Here is a 24210-nt window from a genome sequence, read left to right on the forward strand (position 1 = left end):
CGGCACGTGTCAGTCGCTGCTGTTTGCTGAGCATGTCTCCCCTCTGCGGCCGCTCGGCGTGACCAGCCCCGGCAGGCCGGCCGGGCACCGCAAGCAATTTCACTGCACATCTATTGAGCTATGCTGAAGAAATGTCCTCCGGCGAAGAGCTCGATCACGCGGCCGTCGAACTGCGCAACAGTCTGATGCGCGTCGCGCGGCGCCTCCGGGCGCAGCGTCCGCCCGGTGAGCTGACGCTCGGCGCGATGGCCGTACTGGGCCGGCTGGATCGCGACGGGCCGGCCACCGCGAGCGAACTGGCGGCCGCGGAGCGCGTCACCCCGCAGTCGATGGCGCGCCCGGTGGCCAGGCTCGTGGACATGGGGCTGGTCGAGCGGCGCCCCGACCCGGCCGACGGGCGGCAGACGCTGCTGCACCCGACCGAGCGGGGCCTGGAGTTCCTCCGGGCCGACCGGGAGCGCCGGGACGTCTGGCTGGCCCGCGCGATGGCGACGCACCTCAACGATGTGGAACGCGATCTGCTCCGGCTCACCACCCGCCTGCTGGACCGGCTGGCCACCGCCCCCGACGAGCCCGGCCCCGCGCCCCCGGACGGGGCGACGGCCGCCCCCGTACCCCCCACTCCCCCGCGCCCGTAGAAGGACCGCTCCGGTGCCCCCCTCCAGTGAGAACTCCCCCGCTCTCCGCCCCTCGGGCGACGAGATGGCCAGCACTGCTGAAGATCAGATCGATCGGCGCGCGGACACCGCCGTGCCCGAGGCCCGGCCGCAGCTGCCGCAGCGCATGGTCGGCCCCATCGCCTTCGGCACGATCCTCCAGCCGCTGAACTCCTCGATGATCGCGGTGGCGCTGGTCGGCATCCAGGCGCACTTCGGGGCCGGGCCCGCCACCGCGTGGCTGGTCTCCGGGCTCTACCTCGCCACCGCCGTGGCCGCCCCCGCCGCCGGCCGGCTGGCCGACACTCTGGGACCGCGCAAGGTGTCCCTCGCCGGGCTGGCGCTGGTCGCGCTCGCCTCGCTCGTCGCGCCCTTCGCCCCGTCCGTGGGCGTGCTGGTCGCCTGCCGCGTCGTCATCGGCATCGGTACGGCCGCGCAGTACCCGTGCGGGCTGGCGATGGTCCGCCGTGCGGCCGACCGGATGCGGGCGGACTCGCACAACGCGCTGGCGGCGCTCACGGTCTGCTCGCAGGTCATGGTCGCGCTCGGCCCGACGCTGGGCGGCGTGCTGGTGGGCGGCTTCGGCTGGTCCGGCATCTTCTGGGCCAACGTGCCGCTCACGGTGGTCGGCGCGACCGCCATCCTCCTGTGGGCCCCCGCCGACCCGGTGCGCGAGTCCAGCGCGCTGCGCCGGACCCTGGCCGAGCTGGACCTGCCCGGCATGCTGCTCTTCGTGGCCGCCATGGGCCTGCTCATGTACTGGCTGCTGTCCCTCGCGCAGACGCCGTTCTGGTGGGCGCTGGGCGGCGCGGTGGTCGCCGGGCTGTGCACGGTGTGGCGGTCGCTGCGGGCGCCGGTGCCGTTCCTGGACCTGCGGCTGCTCTCGAACCGCGCCCTGTCCTTCACCTACGTACGCACGATCGCCACCTACACCGCGTACTACGGCATCTTCTACGGCCTGCCGCAGTGGTTGGAGGAGTCCCGCGACCTGGGCGCTTCGGGGGCCGGCCTGGTCATGCTGCCGCTGGCGCTGATGGGCATCGTCTCCACGCTCACCGCCACCCGGGTGCAGAAGCGGCGCGGGCCCGGCCCGCTGCTGCTCATCGGTTCGGTGGTGCTCGCGGTGGGCGGGCTGCTGCTGACGCTGCCCACGCACACCTCCCCGGTCTGGCTGCTGGTCCTGCTCTGCCTGGTGCTCGGCATCCCCAACGGCTACAACTCGATGGCGAACCAGAACGCCGTGTACGAGGCGGCGCCCGCCGCCCAGGCCGGTGCCGCGGGCGGGCTGTACCGCACGGCGCAGTACGTCGGCGCCAACCTCGCCGCCGCGATGCTCGCCCTGCTGATCGGCACCCACTCCACCGACGGCGGCCTGCACCACACCGGCCTGGCCATCGCCGCGATCAGCGGCTGCCTCGCCGTCGCCGCCCTGGGACGGCTGCGGAGCGGCCGGGCCCGGGGCCTCAGGACAGCTGCAGGCGCATGATCGTCAGGTCCAGCCAGCGGCCGAACTTGGTGCCGACCTCGCGTACGGTGCCGACGTTCTCGAAGCCGAAGCGTTCGTGCAGGCGGATCGAGGCGGTGTTGCCGGCCTCGATGTCGGCGATCATGACGTGATAGCCGGCCTGTCGCGCTGCGGCGATGAGGACGGTCAGCAGTTCGGTCCCGATGCCCAGGCCGTGCCGGTCCCCGCGGACGTAGACGGAGTTCTCCGCCGAGTGCCGGAAGCCCTCCAGCGGCCGCCAGGGGCAGTAGACCCCGAACCCCACGACCTCACCCGCGTACTCGGCGACGAACGCGGCGTCCTTCTCCAGGAACCCGGCGAACCAGGCCGCGCCCTCGGCGGGCGTCTGGGGCGTCTCGGTCCACAGCGCGGTCGACGTCGCGACGGCATCGTTGCGGATGGCGAGGACGGCCGCGAGGTCGTCGGGGTGCGCCGCGCGGACCCGTACCGCGGCCGGCGCCGCTTCCGCCTCCGCGACCGCCACCCCGGTCTCATATATTGGATCCATGTCCAACATGATAGATCCCCTGGTGGGGCGCATCGGCGCGCGGGTACGCGTCGAGCGGGAGCGGCGCCGGTGGACCCTGGCCCAGCTGGCCGAGGCCTCGGGCGTCTCGCGGGCGATGATTCACCGGATCGAGCGCGGCGAGAGCAGCCCGACGGCCGTCGTCCTCGGCAAGCTGTCCGGCGCCTTCCGGATCAGCGTGTCCGCGCTGATGGCCCTGGCGGAGGGCGCGGCGGACCAGCCGGCGGACGGGCCGGACGGCGGCACCGAGGAGGGTACCGGCGACATCGCCGAATGGCGCGACCCGGCCACCGGGTACAGCCGGCGCCAGATCTCCGGGCCCCGCTTCCCGGCGGACATCGCGGAGGTGCGGCTGCCTGCCGGTGCGCGCATCCCGTATCCGGCCGAGACCTTCGCCTTCGTACGGCAGATGGTGTGGGTGCTCGACGGCCGGCTGACCTTCCACGAGGGCGACGCGGTGCACGAGCTGGCGGCCGGACACCGCCTCGAACTCGGCGCCCCGGCCCCCTGCACCTTCGTCAACGACGGCGCGGAGGAGTGCCGGTACGCGGTGGTCCGCGTACGGTCCGAGGCACCATGAGGCGGCGCCGGCCCGCGCCTGCCGCGCCCGGTCAGCGGGCGGCGCGCGGCACGGTCTCCGCGGCCGGCTCCGTCGGGGCGGTCTCCGCATCGGATGCGCGTCCCTCTTGCGCCTCCGCGCCCCGTTCCGTTCGGCGCCTGCCGCCCGCGGAGAGGAGCACGCTGGTCAGCACGCCCGCGAGCAGGCCCCAGAACGCCGAGCCGATCCCCAGCAGGGTCACGCCGGACGCGGTGGCGAGGAAGGTGACCACGGCCGCCTCCCGGGCGCCGGGGTCGGAGACCGCGGTGGTCAGCGAGCTGGTGATGGTGCCGAGCAGGCCGATGCCGGCGATGCCGAGCACGAGCGCGTGCGGCATGGCGGCGAGCAGGGACGCCACCGTGGCGCCGAGGAGGCCGACGCACAGGTAGAAGATGCCGGCCCAGACGCCGGCGGTGTAGCGCCTGCGGGGGTCGGGGTGGGCCTCCTCGCTCGTGCAGATGGCGGCGGTGATCGCCGCGAGGTTGAGGCCGTACGCACCGAACGGCGCCAGCAGGAAGTTCGCGGTGCCGGTCCAGGTCATCAGCGGCGAGACCGGTACGTCGTAACCCGAGCCCCGCAGGACCGCGACGCCGGGCAGGTTCTGCGAGGCCATGGTGACGACGAACAGCGGGACGCCGACGCTGACCAGGACCTTCCAGTCGAATTCCGGGGTGACGAACACGGGCGTGGCGACGGAGAGCCGGATCCGGTCGGCGTGCCAGCCGCCGGTGAACACGGTCGCGAGGACCCCCACCGCCAGGGCGAGCAGTACGGCGTAGCGCGGCAGCAGCCGGCGGCCCAGCAGGTACGCCAGGAACATCGGGAAGGCCACGGCGAAGCTCGCGTGCATGGTCGTGAAGAGGCCGGTACCGAACTCGAAGAGGACTCCCGCGAGGAGCGCAGCGGCGAGCGGCACCGGGATGCGGTTCATGGCACGCGCGAACCAGCCGGTCACCCCGCTGACGAGGATGAGCAGCGCGGAGAAGAGGAACGCGCCGATGGCCTGCGCCATGGAGACCCCGCTGAGGCCGGTGGTCAGCAGGGCGGCGCCCGGCGTCGACCAGGCGGTCACCACGGGCGACCGGTACCGCACGGACAGGCCGATGCAGGTGCAGGCCAGGCCCACGCCGAGGGCAAGCATCCAGGAGGAGATCTCGCGGGAGTCGGCGCCGGCCGCCTTGGCCGCGGTGAAGACGAGGGCGGCCGAACTGGTGACGCCCACCAGCACGGCGATCAGTCCGGCGACCACCGCCGAGGGCGGGGCGGCAGCGCGTATTCGAGCCATCGAGGACATCGTTTCCAGATTCTGTGCTGACGGGTCCGGCGGTGCAGGTGGCGTTCTGTTTACGGAACGTTCTGTTCCCGGAACAGTAGAGAGTAGGCTGGTCAGCCGTCAACGACCTCGCCGACGAAGGCGAACACGGGCGAAGAGGAGCGGACGCGCGCGGTATGGGCCTGAACGACGAGGTGGGACGCCGACTGCGGGAGCTCCGTCAGCAACAGCGGCTGTCGCTGTCCGAGCTGGCCCGGCGCTCCGGCGTGGGCAAAGGCACGCTGTCCGAACTGGAGGGCGGCCGGCGCAACCCCACACTGGACACCCTCTACGCGCTCACCACCGCACTCGACAGCCCTCTCAGCGCCGTGCTCAGCGATCACCCACGACACGCCTTCGAGGCCGGCGGCGAGGGCGTCTCCGGTGACGCCGTCACGGCGGTGCTGATCGAGCGCTTCGAGGAGCCGCCGGCCGTCACCGACGTCTTCCGCATTCGCATCGCAGCCGGCAGCGTCCAGGAGTCGGCCGCACACATCGCGGACACGTCGGAGAGCCTGATGGTGCTGACCGGCACGGCCGTGGTGGGCGACCCGGCGCAGCCGCAGACGGCGGGCCCGGGCGAGTACGCGCACTGGCGCGCCGACACCCCGCACCTCTACAGCGCCCCGACCGGCGACGTACACGGCATCCTCTTCGTCCGGTATCCGCGCGCAGGCGCCCACCGCGCCTGACCGACCCCCTGGCTCCGCTCCGGCGTCGACCTCGACACCTATAGTCAGGAGCCTTGTCCAACCATCTGCGGTATGCCATGCCACCCTCGTCCGCCGCGCCGACGGCACTCGCCTGACCTGCGGTGGACCCGCACCCCCGGCACTCCGGGGGCGCGGCGCCCCACCGCCCCGCCGAGTGGCGGCTGAGGTTACCGTGACCTCATGGAACTCATAGGTGAGATCACCGCCGACCGTCCGCTGCTCGTCCTCGCCCTCAAGGAAGAGGCGCAGTTCCTCGGTGCCGGTCTCCCGGTGCTGCTCACCGGCATGGGGAAGGTCAACGCGGCGACCGCGCTCGCCACCGTACTGGCGCGCGGCCCCCGCCCCTCGGGCATCGTCAACCTCGGTACGGCCGGCGCGCTCCGTCCCGGCCTGCGCGGCACCCATGTCATCGGTTCGGTGCTCCAGCACGACCTGGACAGCGAGCTGCTGGCCACCCTGACCGGGGACATCACGGGCGCGCCGCTGGACCTGGCCGACCGGGGCGGGCCGGTGCTGGCGACCGGCGACTCCTTCATCGCCGACGACGCGGCCCGCGACCGGCTGGCGGCACGGGCCGCGCTGGTGGACATGGAGGGGTACGCGCTGGCGCACGTCGCGCAGCAGGCAGAGGTGCCGGTACGTCTCGTCAAGCACGTCAGCGACGAGGCGGGGGACGGCGCCGACCGGACCTGGCAGGAGACGGTGACGGCCTGCGCCCGCGAGCTGGCGGCCTGGGTCGCGGCGAACGTGTCCGAACGGGCCTGAGGCGCCCTCGCCGGCCGCCGATGCGCGACGGCGGCCGGCCGTGGGCGGGGAGTGTGACGGAGGCCACAAGGGAAAACGGATGCTGGCTCCGGTTCGCGGTGTTCGGAACAGCGGAACGTCCGCCCACCGGCGGCGTTCGCACCGCTTTCCGATCGAGGAGAACCCCGTGACATCCAGCGACACCACCGCCCGCGCGGCTCAGGTGCTCTCCCGCCCCTTCTCCCTGGGCGGGCTCACCGTCCCCAACCGCATCGCCATGGCGCCGATGACCCGTGAGTTCTCGCCGGGTGGCGTGCCGGGTGCCGATGTCGCGGACTACTACGCCCGCCGGGCCGCCGGCGGAGTCGGCCTGATCATCACCGAGGGCACGTACGTCGACCACCCGGCCGCCGGGACCAGCGGCAAGGTCCCCCGCTTCCACGGCGAGGACGCGCTGGCGGGCTGGGAGCGGGTCGTGGCGGCGGTGCACGCGGCCGGCGGCACGATCATGCCGCAGCTGTGGCACGTGGGCATGGCCCGGGAAGCGGGCGCGCCGCCCTTCCCGGACGCCCCGCCGTCCGGCCCGTCCGGCCTCGCCATCGACGGCACGCCGGCCGGCCACGCCATGACGCAGCAGGACCTCGACGACGTCGTCGCGGCGTTCGCCAAGGCCGCGGCCGACGCGGAGCGCATCGGCTTCGACGGGATCGAGCTGCACGGCGCGCACGGTTACCTCATCGACCAGTTCCTGTGGGCGCAGACCAACCAGCGCACCGACGCGTACGGCGGTGACGCGGTGGCCCGCACCCGCTTCGCTGCCGAGATCGTCGCGGCCTGCCGCGCGGCCGTCTCGCCGGACTTCCCGATCCTCTTCCGGATGTCCCAGTGGAAGATGAACAACTACCAGGCCCGGCTCGCCGAGACCCCGGAGGAGCTGGACGCCGTCGTCGCGCCGCTCACCGCGGCGGGCGTGACCTCCTTCCACGCCTCCACGCGCCGCTACTGGCTGCCGGAGTTCGAGGGCTCGGACCTCAACCTCGCCGGCTGGGTGAAGAAGCTCTCCGGCCTGCCGACGGTCAGCGTCGGCTCCGTCGGCCTCGACAACGAGTTCATCCAGGCGTTCCAGGGTGAGCAGGCCGGCGTCGCCGGCATCGACCGGCTCCTGGACCGCATGGAGCGCGACGAGTTCGACCTCATCGCCGTCGGCCGCGCGCTGCTCGGCGACCCGGAGTGGGCCGCCAAGATCTTCGAAGGCCGCACCGGCGAACTCGTACCGTTCGACGCCTCGATGCTGCGTACGCTGAGCTGACCGCCGGCCCGCCGGGTCGCCGCGCTCACCTCTTCACGAGCGGCGACCCGGCGGGCGCGGGCAGCGACGCCAGCAGATGGCGGCGGGCCTGATGGCCCTCGGCGGTGGGCCACAGCGGATAGACGTGGATCTGGCCCGCCGCCTCGGCGAAGTCCACCTCGACGCCCTCGGCGGTCGCCCGGTCGCGGAAGCGGCGGGCGTCGGCGGTGAGGATGTCGCGGGTACCGGCGAAGACCGTCGTACGGGGCAGCCCGGCCAGCTCCCCGCGCAGCGGACTCACCCAGGGGTGGGGGAGGTCGAGCTCGCCGGCCCAGAGCGAGCCGCAGTAGCGCAGCGCCTCCACGCCCAGCATGGGGTCGTGCGGCAGCAGGTCCGCGAGGGCCGGGTTGTCCATGACGACGTCCAGCCAGGGCGAGATCAGCACCAGTTCGTCCGGCGGGGCGCCGCCGGTGTCCCGCAGTCGCTGCGCCAGCGTCACGGACAGCCCGCCGCCGGCCGAGTCGCCCATGAACACGGTGGGCAGCGAGCGGTCGGCGGTGAGCCGGCCCGCCAGCGCGGTGAGGTCGGGGACGACCGTGGCGGCCGTGCCGCGCGGCGCCAGCGGGTGGACCGGAACGATCACGCGGGCCGACCCGTCGGTCACCAGCTGCTCGATCAGGTTCCAGTGGTTGTCGCCGATCTCCTCGATGTAGGCACCGCCGTGCAGGTACAGCACCTGCACGCCGGCATCGCCGGCGCGCGGGGCGACCTCGTAGCAGGGCCAGCCGTGCCGGAAGTGGGCGGTCACCCGGCAGTGCCGGTCGAGCCGCCGGGGCGGCCCGAAGGCAGCGGGCCGGCGCTGCTGCTTCTCGACCTTCCGCCGGACCTCTTCCAGGTCGCGGTACCCCATCTTGTGCCCCAACGCCGACGCGATGAGCAGCAGGGCGCGGCTGCTGAAGCTGGGCACGGCGTCACCTCCTCCGACACTGCGTGTCTCGCTTCACCTGTGACCACTCGCGTTCCACGCAGCGCGGAAGGGAAACCGGGCCGGTCAGGTCGCTTCGGTGCGGGTGTCCTCCGGAAGGGTCACCAGCCAGTGCGTGTCCCGGCGGGGGCGGAGGTAGCAGGCCCAGTACAGGGTCGCCGCCGCCATGGTGCCGCCCGTCCACAGCAGGTACTGCGTCTCCTGCTGGGTGAGGATGTAGACCAGGACCACGATCAGCAGCAGCGGGACCGCCGGCCACAGCGGCATCCGCCAGGCGGCCGTCTTCTTGTGCGCGCCGCGCCGGGCCGCGAGCGCCGCGACCGCGACGAGCAGGTACATGCCCGTGACGGACACGCCGGTCACGCCGTAGAGGGTGTCGAGGTCGACGAAGCACAGGGCCGCGCCGGGCAGGCCGACGAGCAGGGTCGCCACCCACGGGGAGCCGAAGCGGCCGAGCCGGGACAGCGCGTCGTTGACCGGCTGGGGCCAGGCCTTGTCACGCGCGGAGGCGAACAGCACCCGGGAGTTCTGGATGACCATGACAATCCCGGCGTTGATGATCGCAAGGGCGACGCAGAGGCTGACGAAGGTGCCGACCGCCGAGTTGCTCCAGGCGATGACCATGGTGCTGATGTCGCCGGAGGTCAGGGCCTGGAGGCTCGGGGCGCCGAGCGTGATGGCGATGACCGGTACGAGGATGACCGCGGTGGAGATGGCCAGTGTGGCCAGCACGGTGCGGGCGACGTTGCGGCGCGGCTCCTCCAGCTCCTCGGAGAGGTAGACGGCGGTGGAGAAGCCCTGGGTCACGAAGAGGGCGATGGCGAGCCCCGAGACGACGAGCAGGCCGGTGACCGGGCCGGGGACGCCGCCGTGGCCGGCGACCGTGCCGTGCACGAGGGCGGAGCCGCCGCGCTCGGCGTGGGCGAAGCCGAGGACCGCGACCACGCCCGCGGCGATGACCTCCAGGACCAGGAAGATGCCGGTGATCCAGGCGTTGGCGCGCAGGTCCAGCAGGCCGGCGAGGGTGGCCAGGAGCATCACGGCGGCGCCGGCGGCGGGCGCGGGGACGTGCACCACGGGGGCGAGGTAGTCGGCCGTCCCCATGGCGATCACCGGCGGCACGATCATCACGACCAGCAGCGAGAGGACGAACACCAGCCAGCCCGCCAGCCGCCCGGTCAGCGTCGAGACCATGGCGTACTCGCCACCCGCGCTCGGTATGAGCGTGCCCAGCTCCGAGTAGCAGAAGGCCACCGCGATGCAGAGCACGGAACCGATCGCGATGGTCAGGGCGGTGGCGGTGCCCAGGTCGGCGAAGAGGTCCGGCACCACGACGAAGAGCGTGGAAGCGGGCGTGACGCAGGACAGCGTCAGCAGGGTGCCGCCGACGACGCCGATCGAGCGTTTGAGCGTCCGCGCACCGTCCAGGGCGGGACCGTCGGCAGGGCGGGCGTCGGCGCCGGGGGCGTCGAGGCGGTCGGTGGCCGCGGGGGCGCTGTCGCCTGCGGGTGGCTGGCTGAGGATGTCGGTCATGGAGCGGTTCCGATCGACTGGGTGTGGCAGGTGCTGTGCGGGAGCGGTATCGCCTCCGTGGACGGCTGTGTCGTGCTTCGCTGTGCTCCCGGCGCAACATGGAAGCCCGACGGGATCCGGAGCGTCAAGGCCTGATTACCTACGGAATCCGTCGCTGCGTCGGACCCTCAGTGCGCTTTCCGCAACTCGCGACAGCGACTGACGTCTGAGCCGTCGCCGCCGGGAGCACGTAAGAACCTTTGAAGATTCGACCGAATCGATGAGAACTCCTGGGAAACGCAGGAGATGCGGTCCTCTCGCCAGGGACGGGCACCGCTCCGACCCGCCCCTACGGGAATCGCAGAGCGGCCGCCCCGATCAATTTCCCTGGTCAGGGACGTTCCCCGGGCATGCCCATGACCGCGCCGTTCCGGCGGCGCGGTCATGGGTGGGGCGGGTGTCAGGAGATGTCGCTCAGCTTGTGGCGGACCTTGTCCATGACCTTGGCGGGGAGGGTGGCGTAGCCCTGGAAGGAGAGGTCCTTCTGCCCCTGCAGGCCGGCGGTGTACGTGAGGAAGGACTTGGTGGCCGGCCAGGTCGCCGCCTTGTTGCCCTTGTCGCAGACGATCTCGTACGTGACCATCGCGATCGGGTACGCGCCGGCGGCCTTGGTCGTGTGGTCGAGGCGGAGGACCAGGTCGCCGTGCGAACCGGTCGCCTTCGCACCGGCGAGCGCCTTCGAGGCGTTGACGACGGTGGCCTCGACCGGCGCGGCGGCCCCGGTGTCGATCGCGGCGGTGGGCAGCGACCGCTGGATCGCGTAGGCGAGTTCGACGTACCCGATGGCGCCGCGGGTCTGCTTCACCTTGTCGGCCAGCTCCGTCGAGCCGTCGGCGGCGACGCCGCCCTCGGCCGGCCACCGCTGCCCTTGCGGGTGCGACCAGTCGTCCGGCGCGGCGGCGTGCAGATAGGCGGTGAAGTTGTCGGTCGTGCCGGATTCGCCGGCACGGTGCACCGTCTTGAGGGGGGTGGCGGGCAGATCGGCCTTCGGGTTCAGCCGGGCGATCGCCGGATCGTTCCACTTCGTGATCCGGCCGTCGAAGATCCGGGCCAGGGTACGGACGTCCAGCACGAGCTTGTCGACGCCCGGCAGGTTGTACCCGACCGCGATGGGGCCGCCGAGCATCGGCAGGTGGACGGCGCGGCCGCCGTCCCCGCAGGCCTTCTCGGAACGGGCGACCTGCGCGGACCGCAGCGGAGAGTCCGAGCCCGCGAAGGCGGTACGCCCCTTCAGGAAGTCCGCCTGCCCCGCGCCCGAGCCGGAGGCCTCGTAGTCGATCCGCGTCCCCCGGCACTCCTTTTGGAAAGTCTTGGTCCAGGCCCGCATGGCGTTGTGCTGCGCGGTCGAGCCGGAGGCCCGTACCGTCGCCTTCTTGCCGCACCGCACCCCGCCCGCGGGCGCGGCGGTACGGGAGCCGGAGGCGGTCGCCTTCTTGGACGCGCCGGCGGACCCGCCGGACTCCGACGAGTCGTCGGAGCCGCAGGACGTGAGGGCCAGTACGCCCGAAAGGGCCAGCAGCCCGGCGGCCAGGGGGCGCAGGCCCCGGTGTCGCTGTGCGGTCACGGTCGACCACTCCTCAAGGTTTCGGCGGGTCGGGGACGCTCTCGGGCGCGGCCCCTGCTGGGTCAGGACGGCGGGGCCGGGAGGGGGTGCGCGGCGAGGGCGCGGGCCGTGTGGAACAGGTTGGACGCCATGGCGCGGGCGGTGGAGGCGGACCAGTCGTGGCCGCGGGCCTCGTCGAGGTAGTCGGGGCCCGGGCCGGGACCGAGGTGCCAGTACGTCCAGCTCTGGCCGGGGATCGTGTAGCCGATGTCGACCAGGGCCCCGTTGATCTCGCTGATGACGTGGTGGGCGCCGTCCTCGTTGCCGGTGACGACGACGCCGGCCACGCGGTTGAAGGCGACCGGACGGTCCTGGTCGTCGGTCTCGCTCATCATGGCGTCCATCCGTTCCAGTACGCGCTGCGCCACGGAGGAGGGGCGGCCGAGCCACGTCGGCGAGGCGATGATCAGGATTTCGGCGTCGAGGACCTTCGCGCGTACCGAGGGCCAGTCGTCCCCCTCCCCCATGTCGCTCGCCACGCCGGGACGGAGGTCCAGGTCGACGGCCCGAACCGTCCGAGAGGTCACTCCGTGCGTGTCCAGGGCCTTGACCACGACGTCGGCAAGGGCTTCGGTGTTCGACGGCTGCGGGGAGGATTTGAGGGTGCAATTGATCACGAGGGCACGCATGGGGCTTCTGTACCCCGGTAGGGCGCCGGCCCCCGGGGGCGCCGCGGGCTTCACCCGGGTGCGCGGATCTTGACATTCGGGACGGCCGGAAGCAGCATTTCCGGAACGAGTGAACGAAAGTTCACAACACGAACGCCGCCTCTCCCGGCCGGCCCCTCCCCCCGCTTCCGTCTCCCGCCCGCGACAAAGGATCATTGACCCCATGGCCACCACGCGTGAACTCTTCATCGGCGGCAAGGACGTGCCCGCCGCCTCCGGTCGCACCGCCGAGGACATCAGCCCCTTCACCGGCGAGGTGTACGCCACCGTCGCCGCCGGCGGGCCCGAGGACATCACGCGGGCGGTGGACGCCGCGGACGCCGCCTTCCCCGAGTGGGCCGCGCTCGCCCCCTTCGCCCGCCGCGCCATCTTCCTCAAGGCCGCCGACCTGCTGGACGCCAAGGGCGAGCAGGCCGCCGAGCTGATGGCGCAGGAGGTCGGCGGGACGGCGCCGTGGGCGCACTTCAACGTCGCGCTCGCGGCCAACGTGCTGCGCGAGGCCGCCGCCGCGATCACCGCGCCGCGCGGTGAGGTGCTCAGCAGCCAGGACACCGGCGCGCTGGGCATGGCGATACGCGAACCGCTCGGCGTCGTCGCGGCGTTCGCGCCCTGGAACGCGCCGCTGATCCTCGGCGTGCGCGCCGTCGCCGCACCGCTCGCCGCCGGCAACACCGTCGTGGTGAAGCCGAGCGAGGACGCGCCGCTGGCCTGCGGGCTGTTCGTCGCCGACGTGCTGCGCGAGGCGGGGCTGCCGGACGGCGTGCTGAACGTGGTCACCAACGCGCCGGAGGACGCCGCCGAGGTCGCCGAGGCGCTGGTCGCCGACGCCCGCGTACGGGCCGTCAACTTCACCGGCTCGACCGGCGTCGGCCGCATCATCGGCACCCACGCGGCGCGCCACCTCAAGCCCGCCGTACTGGAGCTGGGCGGCAAGAACGCGATCCTCGTGCTGGACGACGCGGACGTGGACTACGCGGTCGACGCGGTCACGTTCGGCGTCTACATGAACGCGGGTCAGATCTGCATGTCCGGGGACCGGATCCTGGTGCACGAGAGCCTGGCCGAGGAGTTCACCCGCAAGTTCACGGCGAAGGTCGCCGCACTGCCGACCGGTGACCCGCGCGACCCGAGCACGGTCGTCGGGCCGCTGGTCCGCGCCTCCGCGGCGCAGCGGGTCGCGGCGCTGGTGAAGGACGCGGTGGACAAGGGCGCCACGGTGCTGACGGGCGGCGGCGCCCCGGACGGCGCGGTGCACCCGGCGACCGTGCTGACCGGTGTCACCAAGGACATGGACATCTACTACGGCGAGGCGTTCGGGCCGGTCTGCGTGGTCGAGACGTTCGCCGACGACGCGGCCGCCATCGCGCTGGCCAACGACACCGAGAACGGCCTGACCTGCGGTGTGATCACCGAGAACGCCACCCACGGGCTGGCCGTCGCGCGCCGGATCCGTACCGGCATCGTGCACGTCAACGACCAGTCCGTCGGCGACGAGCCGCAGGCGCCGTTCGGCGGCGTCAAGGACTCCGGTTACGGACGGTTCGGTGGTCGCTGGGGCATCGAGGCCTTCTCCAGCACCCGCTGGGTCACGGTGGCGACCCAGCAGGCGCACTACCCGTTCTGAGTACCTGTGGCCGGGGCACCGGGCCGGCACGGTCCGGTGCCCCGCCACGGGTCTCCCGTGTCAGCGCCTCAGTAGGCGATCTTGCCGGTGCTCGCGTTCACGCCCTTGAACTGGACGTAGAAGCCGGAGCCGTCCTTCACTCCGCTGGCGATCACCTTCCATACGCCCTTCTTCGCCGACTTCCAGGCGTTGCAGCCGCCGGTGGCCTTGAAGCAGACCCGGACCGTCCGGGTGTAGTTGGTCTTCAGGTTGATGTCCGCGCAGTTGGCGGTGGTGTAGGCCCACTTGCCCGTGCCGGGCCAGTGCGCGTTGCTGCTGCCGCTGCCCGGCGTTCCGCTGTAGTTCTTCGCGGTGCCGAGGCACGACGCCGCCGCGTGCGCCGCCGGCTCCGAGGCGCCGGCCGACCCGGTCGTCGCGGCGGCCACGCCTCCCCCGAGCAGGACGGCGGTCATCGCGAGCGGAAGGACGCGCATGCGCATGGTGATTCCCCCTGTGTGAAGTGGTCTGTCGTACGTCGCGTGCGGCGATGCACGCAGGGGACATACTGGCCGGGCGCCGGGGGCCGCGCCTCAGCGTGGCGCGCCAGGGTCTTGGCCCGGTGCGCCAGTTCCCGTGCCGGGCCGTCGTGCCCGGTCCCGGTAGTCGCTGGGAGCGGTGCCGTACCGGGCGCGGAAGGCGCGGGCGAAGTCCGCGGGGCGGGGGAATCCCCAGCGGGCGGCGATCGCCTGGACCGGCACCGAGCACAGGGCGGGTGACGCGAGGTCGCGCCGGCAGGCTTCGAGCCGCTGCTCCCGGAGCCAGTTCCGGACCCCGCCGGTGTGCTGGAACAGGCGCTGGAGGGTGCGGAGCGAGATGTGGTGTGCCGCGGCGATGGTGTCGGCGCGGAGTGACGCGTCGTGCAGGTTCCGCCGGATGAAGTCGAGCACCTGCTGGTAGGTGGCCTGCTGCCGGGTCTCCGGCGGCAGGAGCCCGGAGGCGCCCAACTGGTGGGCCAGTACCGCGGCGACCATTTCCAGGCACACCGCGCCCAGCCGCTCGGCGTCCTCGGCGGTGCAGCTCGCGCTCTCGTCGGCGAGGCCGGTGAGGAAGTCGGCCAGCAGGCGCCCCATGCCCGCGCGGAACGGCAGCGCGGTGTGGCTCAGCGCCTCCACCCGCTCGGCCGGGAGGGGAAGGCGGCAGCGGGGGAACTGCAGGAGCATCGACTCCCCAGCCGCCCGCGCGGTGAAGGCGCGCGAACTGTCGTAGAGCACGAACTGCCCATGTCTCAGTGGCACTTGCTGCCGCGCCTGGTCCAGTACGTGCAGTCCGGAGTGGATGAACGCGATCTGGTGGAGCTCCGGGTCCGACTGGCGGATCATCCTCGGCGTGCGCCGGGATTCGAGCAGCGCGTACCGCATCGCGGCGAGCCGGACCGCCCCCATCGGCAGCACCTCCAGCCGTCCGCTGAACGGCCCGGTGTGCACCGGCCGGAACCGGGTGGGCATCACCTCGTCGCGCGTGACCTCCTCCCACGCGCCGAACGCCGCCGCCGGAGACAGCACACTGCTGTCGAAGACCCTCTGCACCGCTCCCCCTCCCCCCGGCTCCGCTCCCGGCGATGCGGGCGCCCCTGCCCGGCCGTGGTGCACACGGGCCGGGCGGGGCGGGAGCCGACGACGGGGCCCATGGTAGGAGGGGGCCACCGGCGGTACCAGTACGGCAGGAACGGCCCTCGTCAGTCGAGGGGCGACGGGCCGCCCGCCACCCGCACCGCGCCGTCCTGGGGCGTGGCATCCGCGCTCCCCCGGGAGCGTCGGGCGAGGGGCACCAGGGCGATGGCCGCGGCGCCGGCCAGGCCGGCCAGCGCGAAGGCGGTGAAGCCCCAGGCCTGGCTGCCGGTGGCGGCGAGGGCGCCGATGAGCCAGGGGCCGAAGGCGGCGCCCGTCCGGCCGACGCCGGTGACCATGCCGAGCCCGGCGGCGCGTTCGCTGTCGCGGTAGACGGTGTCGGTGACGGCGTAGACCATGACCTGGGCGCTGAAGAGCCAGACGCCGGTGAGGGCGACGACGGCGTAGGTGACGCCCAGCGGCAGCTGGGACTTGAGCAGCAGCGCACCGGCCGCGGTGAGCGCGAACCAGAGCGCGGAGATCCGTACGGCGCCGAAGCGGTCGGCGGCGCGGCCCGCGACGAACATGCCGACGATGCCACCGCCGTTGATGACCATCAGGAAGGTGACGGAGGAGCTGAGGCCGTAGCCGGAGGAGCGCATCATCTCGGGCAGCCAGGTGGACACGCCGTACACCAGGAGCAGGCCGCAGAAGGAGGCGAGCCACAGCAGGAGGGTGGCCCAGCGGGATTCGGGGGCGAAGAGGGCGCGGACGGCGGCGATCCGGCCCTTGGCGCCGGCGGCCGGGGCCCGGACGGGGGTGGGGCGGGGCAGCCCGTAGCGGTCGGCGACGGCGTCGGCGCGGGTCCGGTCACCTCGCGCGAGGAGCACGCCGGGCGACTCGGGGAGGTACTTCAGCAGCAGCGGTACGGCGATGAGGGCCGGGAGCACGCCGGCCCAGAAGACGGCGCGCCAGCCGGCGGCGGGCGCGAGGCCGAGCCCGATGCCGGTCGCCGCCATGCCGCCCGCGTGGTACGAGGACATCAGCAGGCCCGTGGTGAGGGCTGCGCGGCCGGGCGGCGCGAACTCCAGCACCATCGCGAGGGCGAGCGGGGTGAGACCGCCGAGGCCGAGACCCGCGACGAACCGGCCGGCACCGAAGACGTCCGGGCCGGCGGCGAGGGCGCAGACGGCGGAGCCGAGGGAGAAGAGCACGACGCTGGCGACGAGTGTGGCGCGGCGGCCGAGCCAGTCGGTGACGTTGCCGGCGGCGAGCGCGCCGAAGAACATGCCGAAGGCGGTCCAGCCGCCGATCGTGCCCGCGCTCGCCGGGGAGAGGCCGAGGCCGGGGTCGTCGAGCATGTGCGGCATGACGGCGCCGTAGATGTTGACGTCCATCCCGTCGAAGAACACCGCCAGCCAGCACAGCGCCAGGACCGGGAAGACCGTGCGGAAGGTGTGCGGCGGGCGGTCGGTGTTCGGGCGGCCTGGCCCGGGCATGCCGGAGGAAGTCATGGGTGTCCCTGGAGTCCGTGGGCGTACGGCCCGTACAGGTTCGTTCGCCTGGTGAAATCTGATTCACCAGGTGGGTGGCATGAGTGTCAGCGTCCGCCCGGCGACTGTCAATGGCTGGACGTGAGCAGTCCGGTGATCGTGGCGCGCAGCCACTCCACCGCCGGCGCGGGGAGCGTCCTGCGGTACGTGTGGAGCGCGACCTCGACGGGGGGAATGTCGAAGGGCAGGGCGAAGGTACGCGCCGGCGCCGCACGGGTGAAGGCCCGGACGGCCCGGCTCGGCACGACCGCCAAGTACCCGGTACGCGCGACCAGTTCGGGCAGCACGGCGAAGTGCGGTACGTGGACCACGATGTCGCGCGGGTGACCGAGCCGGGCCAGCACCTGGTCCGCGTCGACGTGGCCGGCCGCGGCAGCGACGGCGATGTGCCGCTCCGCCAGGTACTCCCCCAGTTCGGGCCGGTCGCCGATCCGCGGGTGGTCCGTGGCGCAGAGGCCGACATAGCGCTCCTGGAAGAGCGGGTCGCGGCGGATGTCCGGCGCGTCGAGGCGGGGCGTGCAGAGCACGGCGTCGGCCCGGCCCTGGCGCAGTTCCTGGGCGGCGTCGGCGAAGTCCAGCGGCGCGACCTCGATCCGGCAGTGCGGCGCGCGGGCCTCCAGCTCCGCGAGGACGGCCGGCAGCAGGATCAGCTCGCCGAGGTCGGTGGCGCGGATCCGGAACGTCCGCTGCGAGGTCAGCGGGTCGAAGGCGCCCGTACCGGCCACCGTCTCCGTGATGACCTCCAACGCCTGGCGCAGCCGCGGGTACATCCCGTCCGCGGTCTCCGTCGGGCGGAGCCCGTCGGCGGAGCGGACGAACAACTCGTCGCCGAAGTGCCGGCGCAGCCGCCGCAGGGCGTGGCTCGCCGAGGGCTGGGTGAGGAACAGCGCCTCCGCCGTCCGCGTGACGCTCCGTGTCTCGTAGAGCAGCACGAACGTTTTCACCAGGTTGAGGTCGAGGTCCGGCACGCCGCCGACCCTAGGGCACGCCCGCGCATAGATGTCATCCATGTACCCATCGACAGCAGTCATTGGCTTTACGGTCGCGGCCTTTCTACCGTGCGGTGGGTCAGTGCCACATGAATGGAGTACCGATGGCCAGCGTGAGCGAAGCGACGTACGACCTGTTGAGGGCGCACGGCCTGACGACGGTCTTCGGCAATCCGGGCTCCAACGAGTTGCCGTTCCTCGCCGGCATGCCGGCGGACTTCCGTTATGTCCTCGGGCTGCACGAGGGTGCTGTGCTGGCGATGGCCGACGGGTACGCGCAGGCCCGCGGTGGCGCGGCGTTCGTGAACCTGCACGCGGCGGCCGGTACCGGCAACGCGATGGGGATGCTCACCAACGCGGTCTCCGCGCACAGCCCGCTGGTGATCACCGCGGGCCAGCAGGTCCGCTCGACCATCGGCCAGGAGGTCATGCTGGCCAACGTGGACGCGGCGGCGCTGCCGAGGCCGCTGGTGAAGTGGGCGTGCGAACCGTCCTGCGCGACGGACGTGCCGCGCGCGCTGAGCCAGGCGATCCAGCTGGCGAACCTGCCACCCAAGGGGCCGGTGTACGTGTCGGTGCCGTACGACGACTGGGCGCACGAAGCACCGGCGGAGGCCCGCCGTCTGAGGGAGCGTCGGACGGCCGCGGCCGGTTCGCTGAGCGGTGCGCAGCTCGACACGCTCGTGGCGGCCCTGGACGGGGCCGCGAACCCGGTGCTCGTGCTGGGCCCCGAGGTCGACGCCGAGGAAGCCAACGCCGACGCCGTACGGCTGGCGGAGAAGCTGAGCGCGCCGGTGTGGATCGCGCCCTCGGCGTCCCGCTGCCCGTTCCCCACCCGGCACCCCGCCTTCCGGGGCGTCCTGCCGGCCGCCGTGCGGGGCGTGAGCGACGCGCTGGCGGGGCACGACGTGATCCTCGTGGCCGGTGCGCCGGTGTTCCGGTACCACCAGTTCGTGCCCGGCGCGTACCTTCCCGAGGGTGCGCAGCTGATCCACCTGACCGGCGACCCGGGCGAGGCCGCGCGGGCGCCGATGGGCGAGGCACTGGTGGGCGGGGTGCGGGACGCGCTGGCGCGGCTGGCCGGCGCGGTGACCGGCGGGCGGCGCCCGGTGCTGCCGCCGCTGCCCGACTTCCGGCCTGCTCCCCCGGCCGCCTCCGCCGACCGGCTGCACCCGGAGGAGCTGTTCGCGCTGTTGCGCCGGACCGCTCCCGAGGACGCGGTGTACGTGAAGGAGTCCACCTCCACCACCGGCGCCTTCTGGGCCCAGATGGACCTGTCCCGGCCGGGCAGTTACTTCTTTCCCGCCTCCGGCGGCCTCGGCTTCGGGCTCCCGGCCGCCGTCGGCGCGCAGCTGGCGCACGCCGACCGGCAGGTGATCGGGCTGATCGGCGACGGGTCGGCGAACTACGGCATCACGGCGCTGTGGACCGCGGCCCGGTACGGCATACCGGTGATCATCGTTATCCTCAACAACGGCACGTACGGGGCGCTCCGCTGGTTCTCCAAGGTCCTGGACTCCGGGGAGACGCCGGGCATGGACGTGCCCGGCATCGACTTCGTCCAGCTCGCCGGGGGGTACGGCGTCGCCGCGACCGCGGTGCGGACCGGCGACGCCTTCGTACGTGCCCTCAAGGACGCGCTCGGCAGCCGCCGGCCCGCGGTGATCGAGGTGGCGACGGAGCTCACCGAGCCGTGAGCCCCGGCGCCCCGGGCGACCTCACGCCGTGACCGTCTCCGGCTCCTCCTTCCCTTCGGAGGGTTCCGCGGCCGGCTCCCCCTTCCCCCGGGAGGCCAGCGCCTCCATGCGGGTGATCAGCGGCGGGAGCAGGGACGAGCCCGCCGTCGCCGCGCCGGCCGCGGACAGGGCGATCGTCCAGGCGACCGGGCCGAGCGGAGCGCAGCCGAAGAAATGGCTGAGGCCCGGGGTCTGGACGACGGCCGCGAGCGCCGCCATCGAGCCCGCCGCCGACGCCACGACCGACCGGTCCCCACCGCCGATCACCAGCGTCTGGCCGAGCTGGGTGGCGACCAGCGCGGCGAGCGCGACCGTACGGGCCCGGGCCGGGCGGCCGGTGAGCCGTGCCGCGAGCCAGCCGGCGGCCGCACCGGTCGCCGTGGCCAGCGCCCGCTGCGCCGTCTCGTCGGTCAGCGCCGCGCCCAGCGACGCCTCCGGCCCCTCGCGCAGCAGGCGGACGACGGCTTCGGGGTGGGGCGCGCGTACGGCGAGGGCGATGGCCGGGAGCAGGTCGGTGAAGAGGTTCACCAGCAGCAGTTGACGCGCCGTCAGCGGAGAGGTGCCGGAGACGGTGGCACCGAGCACGGTGAAGGCGATCTCGCCGAGGTTGCCGCCGACGAGCATCGCCAGCGCCTGGCGTACCGAGGCCCACATGGCGCGGCCCTCGATGAGCACGGCGAGGATGGTCTCCAGCCGGTCGTCGGTCACCACCAGGTCGGCGGCGGCGCGGGCCGCCGGGGTGCCCCGGCCGCCGAGCGCGATGCCGACGTCGGCGATCCGGATGGCGGGCGCGTCGTTGGCGCCGTCACCGGTCATGGCGACCGTACGGCCCAGCCGCTGGAAGGCCTGGACGACGCGCACCTTGTGCTCCGGCGTGCCGCGGGCGACGACGCCGACGTTCGGCAGCACCTTGTCCAGCGCCGCGTCGTCCAGCCCGTCCAACTCGGCGCCGGTGACGACGCGGTGGCCGTTGATGAGGCCCAGTTCCTTGGCGATGGACTCCGCGGTCTGCGGGTGGTCGCCGGTGATCATGACGATGTGCACGCCGGCGTCCGCCAGCTCGCGCACGGAGTCGCCGGCGGTGCCGCGTACCTGGTCGGAGAAGGCGAGGAAGCCGAGGAAGCCGAGCTTGCCGACGGCCTCGTCGGTGAGCTTCCCCTCGTCCGCCGGCTCCTTGCTCGTGCGACGCTCGGCGACCGCGAGGACGCGATGCCCCTCGGCGGCCAACTTCTCGCCTTCGGCGAGGAGTTCATCGCGGTCGGCGGGCTCCAGCTTGCGGCCCGCCCGGCTCGTACAGCGCTGGATCACCTCCTCGGGCGCGCCCTTCACCGACAGCACCCACTCCTTGCCGCTCCGGCCGATCGCCGCGTGGAAGCCGCGGCTCGGCTCGAAGGGCAGCTGGTCCGCGCGCTTCCAACCGGGCGCCGAGCGGGTGCGGTGCACACCGGCCTCCTCGGCGCCGGCGACCACCGCGTTGTCGGTGACGTGGGCCAGCGGCTGCTTGCGGCGCCGCCTGGGGGTGGCACGCAGCCCGGCCGCCAGGACGTCCTGGTGCTCGTCACCGAGGCGTTCCAGGGCGAGGCTGCGGCCGGCCACCGAGACGGCGGTGAGCGAGATCTGCCCGTGGGTCAGGGTGCCGGTCTTGTCGAAGCACAGTACGTCCGTACGGCCGACCGCCTCGATGGTGCGGGGGTCGCGGACCAGGACGCCCTGCGTAGACAGCCGCCGCGCTGCGGCCAGTTGGGCGGCCGAGACCAGGAAGGGCAGCCCCTCGGGGACGCTGGCCACCGCGAGGCCGACGCCCGCGCCGACGGTCTCCCGGGCGGGGTGGCCGCGCATCAGGCCGACGGCCATCAGGGTGCCGGCCGCGCCGAGCGCCACCGGCATCGTGGTGCGGGTGATCTGCGCGAGGCGGCGCTCCACGCCGACCGGCGCGGCGGCGCCCCGCCCGGCCTGGGCCCCGCGGCCCGCTTCGGTGGCCGCGCCGGTGGCGACGACCACGGCACGCGCCCGCCCCGCCGCCACGGTGGTCCCCTCGTACGCCATCGACGTACGGTCGGCGAGGTCCGCGGCGAGGACGGGGGCGACGTCCTTGGCCACCGGCAGCGACTCACCGGTCAGCGCGGACTCGTCCGCCTCCAGGCCGCGGGTGGTGAGGAGCCGGCAGTCGGCGGGGACGACGTCGCCGGCGGTCAGTGACACCACGTCGCCGGCCACCAGTTCCTCGGAGGGGAGCTGGCGCTCCTCGCCGTCCCGCAGTGCGGTGGCCATGACGGCGGAGCGCCGGTGCAGGTCGGCGACGGCCCGGTCGGCCAGGTGTCGCTGGACGCCGCCGATGCAGCCGGACAGCAGGGTGACGCCGACGATGATGTACGCGTCCAGCAGTGCGCCGACGCCGGCCGACAGGGCGGCGCCGCCGAGCAGCACCGGGGTGAGCGGGTTGGCGGTCTCGGTGGCGACCGCCCGGAGCAGCGAGGGCTCCTGCGTCCGGTCCTCCGTCGCCCTGGTGCGACTCCGGACCTGACGCATCGTCAGGCCCTCCTCGCTGCCGCCCGTCATGTCCAGCACGGTGTCCGGCGTCATGGCGTGCCAGGGGCGGCGCGCCGGCATACGGGCGCCGCCGGCGCGCAGCGCCTGCGCCGCCGACCACACGCCCTGCGCCATGCCCAGTGCGGCGGCCGCGTTGACGGCGAGCAGGCTGCGCGCGGCCATCCCGCGCTTCCGGCGCCCGGCGAGGGTCGTCACCGTGCCGACCACGGCCGCCGCCTGGGCCAGCCGTACGCCGCGCTGCGAAACCGGGCGGGCCGCGCCGCACGCCGCCACCAGCACGCCGAGCTGCGCGAGGTCGTGCCCCACGTACAGCGAAGCGCCCCACGGGAGCACCCCGTCCCGGCCGGTGACGCCGGCCCCCACGTCGGCGGCGGCCAGCGCGGTCCGGTCCGCCGAGGCGAGCAGGACGCCCGAACCGTCGCGCTGCAGGTCACGGACGGACGCGGCCAGCCGGTCGCCGCCGGGCACGCTGCCGTGCGCGTCGGAGAGGGCGACGTGGGAGACGTACGAGCCCGCGGTCAGAAGGGTGAGGCCGTGCTGCCGGGCCGCCGCGACCAGGCCCTCGGCCGCCTCGTGCAGTTCGGGCACCACGGCGACCAGCGCGCACGGCCGGCCCCGGTGCGCGAGCGCCAGGATGTGCTCGGCGCCACCGCGGCGCAGCCGTCGCTCCGCCTCCGTCTCGGCCGCCGCCTCCGGCTCGTCCTTCCCACTCCGGCCCGCGGGCCGATGCGGCGCCAGCGTCCAGTCGCCCTCCTCGTGCACCGCCGTGGGCCGGTGGCCGTCGAAGAGCCGGTAGGCGGTCGCCGCGAGGTCGCCGGTGGAGCGCTCCTCGTCCAGCGGTAAGAGGTCGGCGAGCAGGTGAGCGCCCGTCAGCAGGGCATCGGTGTCCAGGACGACGGTCCGCACCCGGTCCAGACGCCGCAGCGCTCCGGGGTCGGCGATGAGGACGCCGCGCTGGGACAGGCCGCGGCCGAGGGCGCCGGCGAAGGCCTCGCGGGCCGTCCAGGGCGGCTTGGGCAGGGCGGCCACGGCCGCGCTCGCCGCGGGCATCGCCTTGCGGGTCACGGCGAAGGTGCCGGTGAAGACCGTCCCGGCCACCCAGCCGGACCGGCGCGCGTACCGCTCGACCGGCCCCTCCCGCAGCGGCACCGCACGCGGTTCGGTGGGTATCACGGCGGCGCGGGCGTGCCGCTCGCTCTCGCTCACGCGCTGCTCCGCCGCCTCCCACGCCTCGCGGTGGGCGACCGTCTCGGCCAGCCGCAGGGCGTGCCGTACGGAGTCCACGCCCAGCCCGATGAAGCCGCCGTGGCCGGCCTGGGCGAGCGCGCTCAGGCCGGCGAGCACCACGTCGACGTTGCGGGGGCCGACCACGGCCGTCACCCTGCGGCGCAGCGCAGGCTGGGCGTCGATGAGGCTGACCAGCGCGGAGAGGCCGACCGGCAGGGGGGTGCGCTGTGCGAGCCGGACGGCGGTGGCGACCGGTACGGCGGCCGCCTGCAGGGCGAGGGAGAGGGCGGCGCGCTGGATGTCGCCGTGCGTCGCGGGGTGTTCGGGCAGCGGACCGGTCAGCCCGTGCTCCTCCTCGATCTCCTCGACCGCTTCGGTCAGCGCCTTCGCCGTGTCGGCATCGATCCCGCCCTCGGTCTCCAGCGCCAGGACGGCGTACCCGAGCACGGTGTTGACCGCGGCCCACCGGACGGCGGGCAGGGCGGCGAGCCGCCGTTCGACGGCTGCCGTGACCGCCGTCGCCGTTGCCTCTTCCGCCTCCTGCAGTCCGCGTACCGCGATGTGTACCCGCTCGCCGATGATCCGCGTGCGTGGTCGCGCCGGCGTGCCGAGCGCGCTCACCGCGCTCCGCGCCACCGTCCGTGCGATGTCGATCCCCGGAACCTTCACCGTCCGCCACCCACCTCCCGGCACCCGGTCCCCCGAAGCCGGTGCCCGCCCGCTTCGTTCCGATGCCCCGTCGCGTCCTCGACGCGCGAGAATGGAGTACGCACAGC

At 73.7% G+C, this 24210-nt stretch carries 19 protein-coding genes; 8 read left to right on the top strand and 11 right to left on the bottom strand.

Going from position 1 to position 24210, the window contains the following annotated elements:
• The first annotated feature begins 131 nt into the window (after positions 1–131).
• Entirely contained in the window at positions 132–638 is a 507-nt protein-coding gene (locus IF20_RS08265) for a MarR family winged helix-turn-helix transcriptional regulator (RefSeq protein ID WP_110943957.1), read from the top strand.
• A 13-nt stretch (positions 639–651) separates the two neighbouring features.
• Entirely contained in the window at positions 652–2142 is a 1491-nt protein-coding gene (locus IF20_RS08270; protein WP_199896527.1) for an MFS transporter, read from the top strand.
• Here IF20_RS08270 and IF20_RS08275 read toward each other — a convergent pair.
• Complete coding sequence (locus tag IF20_RS08275) at positions 2120–2668, bottom strand: GNAT family N-acetyltransferase (protein WP_110943958.1); 549 nt, start codon at positions 2666–2668, stop codon at positions 2120–2122. The genes IF20_RS08270 and IF20_RS08275 overlap by 23 nt on opposite strands.
• Between IF20_RS08275 and IF20_RS08280 the strand changes: the two genes are divergently transcribed.
• Complete coding sequence (locus IF20_RS08280; protein WP_052864335.1) at positions 2667–3266, top strand: helix-turn-helix domain-containing protein; 600 nt, start codon at positions 2667–2669, stop codon at positions 3264–3266. The two genes, IF20_RS08275 and IF20_RS08280, sit on opposite strands and share 2 nt — an antisense overlap.
• Positions 3267–3297: 31 nt before the next feature.
• Here IF20_RS08280 and IF20_RS08285 read toward each other — a convergent pair whose 3' ends face one another.
• The gene (locus IF20_RS08285) at positions 3298–4578 is read right to left on the bottom strand and encodes a benzoate/H(+) symporter BenE family transporter (protein WP_110943959.1); all 1281 of its coding nucleotides are present in this window, start codon (positions 4576–4578) and stop codon (positions 3298–3300) included.
• A gap of 155 nt (positions 4579–4733) precedes the next feature.
• Here IF20_RS08285 and IF20_RS08290 point away from each other — a divergent pair, with 155 nt between their 5' ends.
• The 3 genes from IF20_RS08290 (at position 4734) to IF20_RS08300 (ending at position 7362) form a co-directional block, all read left to right on the top strand.
• On the top strand, positions 4734–5288 hold the full coding sequence (locus IF20_RS08290) for a helix-turn-helix domain-containing protein (protein WP_052864336.1): 555 nt from the start codon (positions 4734–4736) through the stop codon (positions 5286–5288).
• A gap of 201 nt (positions 5289–5489) precedes the next feature.
• Positions 5490–6074: a nucleosidase gene (locus tag IF20_RS08295; protein ID WP_052864337.1), complete on the top strand. Its 585-nt coding sequence runs from the start codon at positions 5490–5492 to the stop codon at positions 6072–6074.
• Between the two features lie 166 nt (positions 6075–6240).
• On the top strand, positions 6241–7362 hold the full coding sequence (locus IF20_RS08300) for an NADH:flavin oxidoreductase (RefSeq protein WP_052864338.1): 1122 nt from the start codon (positions 6241–6243) through the stop codon (positions 7360–7362).
• 25 nt (positions 7363–7387) lie between these two features.
• On the opposite strand, the gene IF20_RS08305 is transcribed toward IF20_RS08300, so the two are convergent.
• The 4 genes from IF20_RS08305 to IF20_RS08320 all read right to left on the bottom strand — a co-directional run bounded on the left by IF20_RS08305 (position 7388) and on the right by IF20_RS08320 (position 12130).
• On the bottom strand, positions 7388–8308 hold the full coding sequence (locus IF20_RS08305; RefSeq protein ID WP_052864339.1) for an alpha/beta hydrolase fold domain-containing protein: 921 nt from the start codon (positions 8306–8308) through the stop codon (positions 7388–7390).
• An 84-nt stretch (positions 8309–8392) separates the two neighbouring features.
• Entirely contained in the window at positions 8393–9859 is a 1467-nt protein-coding gene (locus IF20_RS08310; RefSeq protein WP_110943961.1) for an APC family permease, read from the bottom strand.
• Positions 9860–10298: 439 nt separating this feature from the next.
• Complete coding sequence (pstS, locus tag IF20_RS08315) at positions 10299–11462, bottom strand: phosphate ABC transporter substrate-binding protein PstS (RefSeq protein ID WP_052864340.1); 1164 nt, start codon at positions 11460–11462, stop codon at positions 10299–10301.
• A 62-nt stretch (positions 11463–11524) separates the two neighbouring features.
• A complete protein-coding gene (locus IF20_RS08320; protein WP_052864341.1) occupies positions 11525–12130 on the bottom strand; it encodes a flavodoxin family protein in 606 nt (201 codons plus the stop codon).
• A 202-nt stretch (positions 12131–12332) separates the two neighbouring features.
• Here IF20_RS08320 and IF20_RS08325 point away from each other — a divergent pair, with 202 nt between their 5' ends.
• Positions 12333–13793, top strand: coding sequence for an aldehyde dehydrogenase family protein (locus IF20_RS08325; RefSeq protein ID WP_052864342.1), 1461 nt, complete (start codon positions 12333–12335; stop codon positions 13791–13793).
• Between the two features lie 68 nt (positions 13794–13861).
• On the opposite strand, the gene IF20_RS08330 is transcribed toward IF20_RS08325, so the two are convergent.
• The 4 genes from IF20_RS08330 to IF20_RS08345 all read right to left on the bottom strand — a co-directional run bounded on the left by IF20_RS08330 (position 13862) and on the right by IF20_RS08345 (position 17900).
• Positions 13862–14272 carry a hypothetical protein gene (locus IF20_RS08330; protein ID WP_052864343.1) on the bottom strand — a complete coding sequence of 137 codons (411 nt, stop codon included), beginning with the start codon at positions 14270–14272 and terminating at the stop codon, positions 13862–13864.
• 90 nt (positions 14273–14362) lie between these two features.
• Positions 14363–15358, bottom strand: coding sequence for an AraC-like ligand-binding domain-containing protein (locus tag IF20_RS08335; protein WP_052864344.1), 996 nt, complete (start codon positions 15356–15358; stop codon positions 14363–14365).
• Between the two features lie 149 nt (positions 15359–15507).
• On the bottom strand, positions 15508–16893 hold the full coding sequence (locus IF20_RS08340) for an MFS transporter (protein ID WP_110943963.1): 1386 nt from the start codon (positions 16891–16893) through the stop codon (positions 15508–15510).
• A gap of 107 nt (positions 16894–17000) precedes the next feature.
• Entirely contained in the window at positions 17001–17900 is a 900-nt protein-coding gene (locus IF20_RS08345; protein WP_052864345.1) for a LysR family transcriptional regulator, read from the bottom strand.
• Positions 17901–18025: 125 nt separating this feature from the next.
• On the opposite strand from IF20_RS08345, the gene mdlC reads away from it, so the two are divergent.
• Positions 18026–19618, top strand: a complete 1593-nt coding sequence (mdlC, locus tag IF20_RS08350) for a benzoylformate decarboxylase (RefSeq protein ID WP_052864346.1) — start codon at positions 18026–18028, stop codon at positions 19616–19618.
• Between the two features lie 21 nt (positions 19619–19639).
• On the opposite strand, the gene IF20_RS08355 is transcribed toward mdlC, so the two are convergent.
• The gene (locus IF20_RS08355) at positions 19640–24103 is read right to left on the bottom strand and encodes an HAD-IC family P-type ATPase (RefSeq protein ID WP_052864347.1); all 4464 of its coding nucleotides are present in this window, start codon (positions 24101–24103) and stop codon (positions 19640–19642) included.
• Positions 24104–24210 lie beyond the last annotated feature (107 nt).

Source organism: Streptomyces niger (assembly GCF_000718305.1).
Taxonomy (GTDB): domain Bacteria; phylum Actinomycetota; class Actinomycetes; order Streptomycetales; family Streptomycetaceae; genus Streptomyces; species Streptomyces niger.